Source organism: Polaromonas sp. P1_E1_2, assembly GCF_056406035.1.
The window spans coordinates 1-2,855 of the sequence record NZ_JBFUAZ010000554.1 but is presented as its reverse complement, the minus strand read 5'-3'; the positions used below and the strand labels follow the sequence as shown (position 1 = coordinate 2,855).

Below are 2,855 nucleotides of genomic sequence, written 5' to 3'. Positions count from 1 at the left end.
GTGCAAACCCAGTTTGCGGCGCCAGGCTGGAAGGCCGGCGACAAGACCAGCTGGGAGCAAGGCCTGAAGGCCCGCGCGCAGAACAGCCAGAACGAGTACAACAAGATCGGTAGCTCGAAATAGTGACCGGAGGCCTTATGTATCGTGCGCGAACAGCTATATTTTTCATAGCGGCCAGCCTGGCGGGACTTGCCTGCGCGCAGGCGCCTGCGGCTCCGCCGGCCACCGCCGCGCCTGCTACCGCTCCCGCCGCCACCGGCGGCATCCAGGGCCAGAACATCTTTGAGGTCAAGCCCGAGGCCAGCGCCGACCCCAACTACGCCAAGCAGACCAATGGTGAACGCGCAAAAGTGCAACCGGGCAACAACGCGCCCATGTGGCGCCAGGTGGGCGAGGGCGTCACCGGCTACAGCAGCCTGCCCAAGAGCGAAGCGCCCGAAGCCGGCAACCTGATTCAGCCCTTTGTGCAGTACCCCGGCTCACGCCTGACCAACGCCGGCGAAGCCTGGCGACAGGTGCGCAACAACTGGATCATTCCCTATGGGGGCTCGCTGTTCCTGATCGTGCTGTTGGCCATCGCGATTTTTTACTTCAGCAAGGGTTCGATCAAAATCCACGGCGTCGACACCGGCCGCAAGATCGAACGATTCACGCCGTTTGAGCGTGCCGCGCATTGGTCCAACGCGATCGCGTTCTGCATCCTGGCCATCTCAGGTCTGGTCATGGCGTTTGGCAAATTCTTTCTGCTGCCCGTGATCGGTGGCGCGCTCTTCGGCTGGCTGACCTGGACCCTCAAGACCATGCACAACTTTGCCGGCCCGCTGTTCGCGGTGTCGCTGGTGATCGTGTTCCTGACCTTCCTGCGCGACAACTGGCCGCAAAAGGGCGATCTGCACTGGCTGGCCAAAGGCGGTGGCCTGATCACGGGCGGCGAAGAACCGCCTTCGAACCGTTTCAACGCCGGCGAAAAACTCATCTTCTGGGGCGGCGTGTTCTTCCTGGGCATCGTGGTGGTGTCGTCGGGCTTTGTGCTCGACAAGCTGCTGCCCGGCCTGATCTATGAGCGCTCGACGATGCAGGTCGCACACATGGTGCACGCCGTGGCCACCGTGCTCATGATGTGTTTGTTCCTCGGCCATATCTACCTCGGCACCATCGGCATGCAGGGCGCCTACAAGGCCATGCGTACAGGTTACGTCGATGAGACCTGGGCCCGTGAGCACCACGAATACTGGTATGACGATGTCAAAGCCGGGAACATTCCGGCCCAACGCAGCAAGCCTGTTGACCCGCCCGGCCAGACGGCGCAGGCATAAGCCCCGAAGAGTTGTAGTGAGGAATCCCATGAAAAAAATTCTGATCATGAGCTTGCTGGCCGCCGCATCGGCCGCGTCGCTGGCCAAACTGCCCGCCCTGAGCGACGAAGCCAAGGCCAAGGCCGCAGAAGCGGCCGCCAAGACCGCCTGGACCGGCAAGCTGGAGGCCTACCAGCTGTGCAAATCGCAAGACAAGGTCGCCRCCAGCTATTACAAAACGGCCAAGGCCACCGGCAAAGAGACCAAACCGCCGACGCCTGCACCTGCTTGCGCGGACCCCGGCCCCTTCGCCTACACCCCGCCTGCAGCAAAGCCGATCGAAGCGGCCGGCGCGCATTCACCCGCAGGCAACGCTACCAGCCCGCCCAGTACCAAGCAGCCCGATGCGGTTGGAAACCCCGCCAAGAAGTCTTGAGCCATCCTGCTGAGTCGTTTCGTTTCCCAAAAAGCCGACCCCGCGAGGGGCCGGCTTTTTTGTTGTAGTCTTCCCTCATGCCCGCCTCGACACCCCCTCTTTCACGTCCGCAAAGCCTGCCCCGGCTGACCAACGCCCAGGCGCCCCTGACCTGCGAGGTTGATGCCGTCAATGAATATGGCGAGGCGCACAAGGTCGCCATCCCCGCCGAGCGCGCCCTCACGGTGTATGTCGACAAGCGCGAGCTTGTGACGCTCATGACATTGGGCGCTCACCCCGAGTTGCTGGTGCTCGGCTACCTGCGCAACCAGCGGCTGGTCAAGGATGTGACCGATATCGAGTCCATCACCGTCGACTGGGACGTGGGCGCGGCTGCCGTCAAGACACACCACGGCATTGAAGACATTGAAGAGAAAACCTCGCGCCGTGTGGTCACCACGGGTTGCGGGCAGGGCAGTGTGTTTGGCGGCCTGATGGACGAAGTCGACAGCATCGTGCTGCCCGCTGATGCACGTATTACCCAGGCCCAGTTGTATTCCCTCGTCAACACCATACGACTCAAGGAAACGACGTACAAATCCGCCGGCTCGGTGCATGCGTGTGCATTGTTTGCGATGACGGCGGGCGACCCTGAAATGCTGCTCTTCGTGGAAGACGTGGGCCGCCACAACGCCATAGACACCATCGCTGGCTGGATGTCCATGCAAGACAGCCCATCGGTGAATGAGGCGAACAAAGTTTTCTACACCACAGGCCGCCTCACCAGCGAAATGGTCATCAAGTCCGCGCAGATGGGGGTGCCCATTGTGGTCTCGCGCAGCGGCATCACGCAGATGGGCCATCAGGTCGCGCAGTCAGTCGGCCTGTGCGCGATTGGCCGCGCCACCAACAAGCGTTTTGTCTGTTATGCCAACCCGCAGCGGCTCAAGCTGCAGCCAGAACTGGCTGGCCCCCGCCCTCGCAATGTGGGCGCTGAGCCCTGAATCTGCCGTGGCATGATGCCGCCATGCACGACGCCCACGTCCAACACACCTCGCCTGGCATCCCGGAACCCTTGCTGAGCCCGGTGGACTGCGGCCGTCCTGATACCTCTGGCCGGCTGAGCACACTGCGCTGGATACTGG

Annotated in this window: 3 protein-coding genes; all 3 read left to right on the top strand. The window is 62.4% G+C overall.

Annotated features, from left to right (window positions below; all coding sequences use genetic code 11):
• Positions 1–137: 137 nt before the first annotated feature.
• The 3 genes from AC1D1P_RS19740 (at position 138) to AC1D1P_RS19730 (ending at position 2,714) form a co-directional block, all read left to right on the top strand.
• On the top strand, positions 138–1,316 hold the full coding sequence (locus tag AC1D1P_RS19740; protein WP_477669771.1) for a formate dehydrogenase subunit gamma: 1,179 nt from the start codon (positions 138–140) through the stop codon (positions 1,314–1,316).
• Between the two features lie 28 nt (positions 1,317–1,344).
• Complete coding sequence (locus AC1D1P_RS19735) at positions 1,345–1,731, top strand: hypothetical protein (RefSeq protein ID WP_477674141.1); 387 nt, start codon at positions 1,345–1,347, stop codon at positions 1,729–1,731.
• 77 nt (positions 1,732–1,808) lie between these two features.
• Positions 1,809–2,714: a formate dehydrogenase accessory sulfurtransferase FdhD gene (locus AC1D1P_RS19730; RefSeq protein ID WP_477669770.1), complete on the top strand. Its 906-nt coding sequence runs from the start codon at positions 1,809–1,811 to the stop codon at positions 2,712–2,714.
• Positions 2,715–2,855 lie beyond the last annotated feature (141 nt).